The following is a 5,245-nucleotide window of genomic DNA, read 5'->3' as shown; positions in this document are numbered from 1 at the left end:
TCTTTGTCCCCTAACTTTCGGCGAGTCCCCCCAGACTTTTTGAGAAGCTTCTAAATCTGTAATTTTTCCTATCCTAACCTTCGGGTTCTGTAAACCCGTATTTTTTAAATACTGCTTGACTTTCTTCTGCCAATAAAAAGTTAATAAATTTCTGAGCTTCCTCATGATTTTTACTCTCTGCTACCACAGCAACTGGATAGACAATAGGAGAATGGTAGTCTTTTGGAGCAGTATCTGCGATGATTATTTTGTCAGAAATTTGGGCATCGGTTTGATAAACGATCCCAGCATCAACGTTACCCGTTTCTACATAAAAAAGGACTTGGCGTACATCTTTTCCATAAATTAGTTTGGGTGTTAACTCTTCATAAGACTCCAATGACTCTAACACTTCTTTTGCGTATTGTCCAGCAGGTACACTTTTAGGATCACCCAAGGCAATTCTATCTAAATCTGCAGTGGCTAAGGTGTCAAATTTTACAGGTGTTTGACTATCCTGGGGAGTAATTAAAACCACATTATTCTTGAATAAATTTTTACGGGTTTCTGTTAATAATAAATCTTTATTCTCTAAGGCATTCATCTGTTTAGGTGCCGCAGAAATAAACACATCCGTGGGCGCACCTTGTTCAATTTGTTGTTGTAAAGAACCAGAAGAACCAAAATTATAGACAATCTCTACGTCGGGGTTATTTTGCTGATAAATAGGTTGCACAGCTTTCATTGCATCTTGTACACTAGTAGCCGCAGAAATAGTCAAGGTGACTTTCTCATCTTCTTGGTTGGAAGTTGATGGGCTACAAGCTGTTATGGCAGTGGTTAAAATTAAAGCAAGAAACTGTTTCCTGTTTATCATAGATAAATTATAAAATTTTATTCAGCTAGAGTTTATAATACAATTAATATTTCAGAATAATCTATAAAATAAAGAATTATTTCAAATCTTAGTTTTTCATTGAAATTTTAATAACGATAGCAGTCACAAAAATAAAAACATTCGGTTTCACTGAGTATCAGTGTATATGAATTACTAATTGAATAAACAAGTTTAAGTTATGATGTAGGTAAAATTTTTTTACTTACATTGATCATAATAAGTTAAATGCAATTAACTAGAAGAAATTTTATTAAACAAATTAAAACCCTCAGTATGGGATACATGGGGATACCTTTAGCTCAAATCAATAAAACATCCCCTTTAACACCACAACAAATCGAAGGTCCATTTTACCCGATAAATTTTCCACTAGATGATGATAATGATTTAACCTGGATTTTCGGGAAGGAAAACCAAGCATTAGGAGAAAAAATTTTTATTTTAGGCAAAGTTTTAACAAGAGAAAATCGACCAATAACCACAGCAAAAGTTGAAATTTGGCAAGCTTGTAATTCAGGACGTTATAATCACGAATATGACCCGAATAATGCTCCACTCGATGCTAATTTTCAAGGTTGGGGACAGACAAAAACTGATCAAGAAGGTTTTTATCTTTTTAAGACTGTTAAACCTGGAGGATATCCTGTAACTAGAACTTGGGAAAGACCCCCTCACATCCATTTTAAGGTGACACTTTCCAACAGTGAAGAGTTTATCACTCAACTATACTTTTTAGAGGAAAAAAGTTTAAACGAGGCGGATAAAATTTTGCAAAGAATCCCTAGAGATAGACAATCTTTGGTGATGACAAACTTAATTAGAAACGAAAAGTTGAAAACTAGAGTCGGTCAATTTAACATTATAGTTGACTAAAAAATGATTGCATAAAACCATCTGCTGATATCTTGCACTAGTATGGAAAAACTTAAACTAGTAAGCAGTCGGCGTTCAGCATTCGTTTAATCTTACTCACAGTAGATAATAGGGATTGATATTTTTCAGCTGATAGCTGAACGCTTACAAACTAGCCAGTTTTATCGAAGGTGCAAGATGTGAGTCTGTATATCTTAAAAAACTGTTTGTAATGACTTCGATTTAATATTTTCTAAATTAAGAGTTAGATTATCATCTTGACGACGTGCTTCCCATTTTCCCTAGTTAAAAATGCTTTCGGACCATTGTCCTTGAATCAATTTTTCATCAGAAGAAACCGTACCAATATATTCAATGCAATGGCGAGAAGCAGTAACATAACATTTACGAAAAGTAACACTGCGACCATTAATTTCCCCTGTAACAGAGGCTTCTCCTAGAGAACTATCGTCTAAAATATTACCACTAAGTGTGTTTTTCCCTTGTACCAAAGTCATTTCAAAACGAGTAGGGTAACCGTACTGCCAATAAGTTCCAATCCATAGACCATTAACATCAGCCATAAGTCGTACCTGATCTGTGTTTTCTTAATTGTAAGGTAAACAATGACCTATTAGTTTGGCGAGAATGCTCAATACTCAAAGAGCAGTCTCAGTAATATCAACTAATTAATATCTACAGGAAAATAAATAACCATAACAAATTTTTTTAAAAAACTACTGAAACTCCTTCCTAGAAAGACCTGACATTTACTGTTTTATCAGCTTAATTACAGAAAATAATAGAAGAGTGACCCATATCACGTAACTGTTACCAACTAAATCACTGTCTTTACTCAAGGCTTTTAGAATAATAGGTATCAAAATTATCAAGGTATACAGTAATGACGAAATTCTTGATATGTACTAGGTTCATGCCTAACAGCAAAGAATATTAAGTCATTCATAACCCAACTATAATTTGTAGTCCAATAGCCCCTAAAAACTAAGTCTATTTTCTACAATCACTGCTCAAAACTGTCAATTTATTATAATAATTTTAGGACAGAAATTATGAATCCAAAATACACAGAGATATTTGTGTTTCTCTTTCGCCTCTCCCGCAAAAGTAACAAAGGTTTTGCTTTCGGATTTGTTTTAATTGCTGGAGTTCTTATGGCAGCTACAGGGGCCATTATGTTGCTCAGAAGTAGCAGCGAAAGAGAGAAAGTGGTCGCGCAACAAACCACCGCTAAAGGTACAGCCAAAGCTGATGTTGGAGTGACACGAATTGCTTACTTTTTGAATCAACCACAGCACCAAGAATTAATTAAAACAGAGATTACACAATGGCAAACTGTGGCTAATAGCATCACTTCTACTGCTGGATCTAGTGGTAGCGGAGTTAGTGGAGGTAGCAGTAGTAGTGATAATGAGTTAGAAGGTATTTCTTGTTCTAGTTCAGGTAGTTCAAGTAGTTCAGGTAGTTCAGGTGGTTCAGTCAGTTCAGGTGGTTCGGGTAGTTCAGGCAGTTCAGGTACTTCCGTTGGCCCATTTGACACAGATACGTTTAATAAACTTGTTAATAAGACATGGATAGCTATCAATCAAAATGACGAATCAGCAGGACAGTTTCGTCTAATGGATTATCAGTTACAGACACCACCACCTACTACAAAAGTCCCACCCCAGAACCAACAACAGTCAATCTGACAGTAGAAGCTCGGGGACTTGATCAGGGTAATACAAGCGACCTCCAGAAAAATAACTCTGTTCGGGCCCTAAGCGTTGTTTTACCGATCAATGAACGATCTATAGACGATGGGGATACAGAGGATGGAGATTCCTCAAATTTGGCGACACCAGGATTGTGGGTGAGTGATAACAATAAGGATGGTGAGAGGAACGATAACTCAAAACAGTCTAATGGCGACAACTTACCAATCAACACCATTACTTGGATAGACTGCTCACAGAATGATGACTGGAATGATAGTAGCAGTTACGTCAATGACTCTAAACTAGATTCGACCCCCATCGAAATCGGAAACAGAACCATTGATCCCACTAGCGATGGTGGTGTGAAGCAAATCAAAGACGATCTTTTTCCTATCCCATCTCTCCCCTCATCAGGTGTAAAGAATATGGGATCTCGTGATTGGAGTAATTGCTATGCTGTTCTTCCTCGTATTGCTGGAAACTCTTCTACTTGTAGTGTTGGTGCTGGGACAGATAATCCTGTTGGGAATATCTATTACTATCGGTTTACTGGGGACGATTCCATTAAGCTAAGTAATGCACAAATCCAAATTAATCCTCCCAACAATAAAAAAGTCGTTATTTTTATTCAGGGGGGAATCACTATGTCAGGAACCGATCAACCTTCTGGGGGTATGACTACTACGTGTCGCAGTGGAAACGGGGAAAGAAGTGTGGTCAGCTTCATCGGTGATCCAGATGATCCCAGTAAACTAGAGATTTACAGCGAATCAAGCTCAAAACCCATTGACATTAGTGATACTACGATGATCAGTGCTTTCGTTCATGCTCCTGATACCCAGTTAAAAATATCTCAAGCGGAAGTGCGAGGAGCTGCGTGGGTGAAAAGTATAGATGCTTCCAGTAGTGAGGGATCAGGTTGCGATCGCTCCATTCAACAAATGGATGTGGGTACACCGTTGATTCTGGGAGGGGAAAAAGAAAGACAAACCTATACAACCCTTGGGGCAATTTCTTCTTACCAAACTGTTGAAGCAAAATAAGCAAAACTTTAATCTTTTTATACGTTCACACATCTACATTTCAAAGCTTAACGGAAAAAAAGACTTAACTCCTAAAACCAAACTCAGGCCTGTTGTTGTCTCAGCACTCATCTTATGAACAAAATACTATTTAAACTCATCCTTAATCCCTCCAAACAGAAAAACGATCAAGGGTTTAGTCTCTTTGAGGTGAGCATTGCCATTTTGGTGTCCTCAGCTTTTCTGATGGGAACCTTACAAGCAATGACAATTAACGCTGTGTTGCAGGTTAAATCAGAGAGACAAGCTCAAGCGAATTTTTTGATCCAACAAGATCTTGAAACAATACAAGCAACTGCTAATGGTATGAACCTGAAATATCTCGAAAATAGTTCGCTTCTTAATCCTAGTGGGAAAACCGAAACAGAAATTTGCCAGGACTTTTTCGCTACTAACAACGCCGATGATCGTTTTGGGGCCTATTTAGTCAGAGAATTAGAGAATTTATTATCCATAGATGGTAAGAGTGACACTGTTTCCGCACCAACTATTGATGTCAATAAGGTTTTTTCTGAGGGAGAGAATTTTAAACAATTTCAAACCGACTCCAATGGTAATCTAGATTTTTCTTCCGGTGGTCAAGCTCAGTTAGAATCGCAACCTGAGAAAGATTCGGACGGCAGTGATAAAAAAGTAGTCGTTCAAATAATTAATAACACCGATCTGGCGTGGGGACACAAAAAGCTATAAGCTAGATTTAATAAGGGATATAGCCC

6 protein-coding genes are annotated in these 5,245 nt (G+C 37.3%); 4 read left to right on the top strand and 2 right to left on the bottom strand.

The window, feature by feature from the left end; genetic code table 11:
* Positions 1 to 73: 73 nt before the first annotated feature.
* Entirely contained in the window at positions 74 to 853 is a 780-nt protein-coding gene (gene modA, locus P9B04_RS13755; RefSeq protein WP_446718004.1) for a molybdate ABC transporter substrate-binding protein, read from the bottom strand.
* Between the two features lie 249 nt (positions 854 to 1,102).
* On the opposite strand from modA, the gene P9B04_RS13750 reads away from it, so the two are divergent.
* Complete coding sequence (locus tag P9B04_RS13750; RefSeq protein ID WP_342055557.1) at positions 1,103 to 1,750, top strand: protocatechuate 3,4-dioxygenase; 648 nt, start codon at positions 1,103 to 1,105, stop codon at positions 1,748 to 1,750.
* A 281-nt stretch (positions 1,751 to 2,031) separates the two neighbouring features.
* On the opposite strand, the gene P9B04_RS13745 is transcribed toward P9B04_RS13750, so the two are convergent.
* The gene (locus P9B04_RS13745; protein ID WP_342055556.1) at positions 2,032 to 2,313 is read right to left on the bottom strand and encodes a hypothetical protein; all 282 of its coding nucleotides are present in this window, start codon (positions 2,311 to 2,313) and stop codon (positions 2,032 to 2,034) included.
* Positions 2,314 to 2,802: 489 nt separating this feature from the next.
* Here P9B04_RS13745 and P9B04_RS13740 point away from each other — a divergent pair, with 489 nt between their 5' ends.
* The 3 genes from P9B04_RS13740 (at position 2,803) to P9B04_RS13730 (ending at position 5,219) form a co-directional block, all read left to right on the top strand.
* On the top strand, positions 2,803 to 3,441 hold the full coding sequence (locus P9B04_RS13740; protein WP_342055555.1) for a hypothetical protein: 639 nt from the start codon (positions 2,803 to 2,805) through the stop codon (positions 3,439 to 3,441).
* Between the two features lie 140 nt (positions 3,442 to 3,581).
* Complete coding sequence (locus P9B04_RS13735; RefSeq protein WP_342055554.1) at positions 3,582 to 4,490, top strand: hypothetical protein; 909 nt, start codon at positions 3,582 to 3,584, stop codon at positions 4,488 to 4,490.
* A gap of 114 nt (positions 4,491 to 4,604) precedes the next feature.
* Positions 4,605 to 5,219 (top strand): type IV pilus modification PilV family protein, encoded by a 615-nt coding sequence (locus P9B04_RS13730; RefSeq protein WP_342055553.1) that lies wholly within the window; start codon positions 4,605 to 4,607, stop codon positions 5,217 to 5,219.
* Positions 5,220 to 5,245 lie beyond the last annotated feature (26 nt).

The sequence above is a fragment of the Crocosphaera sp. Alani8 genome (genome assembly GCF_038442745.1).
Classification (GTDB): domain Bacteria; phylum Cyanobacteriota; class Cyanobacteriia; order Cyanobacteriales; family Microcystaceae; genus Crocosphaera.
Note: the sequence above shows the minus strand (reverse complement) of the source record. Positions and strands in the feature narration are given on the sequence as shown.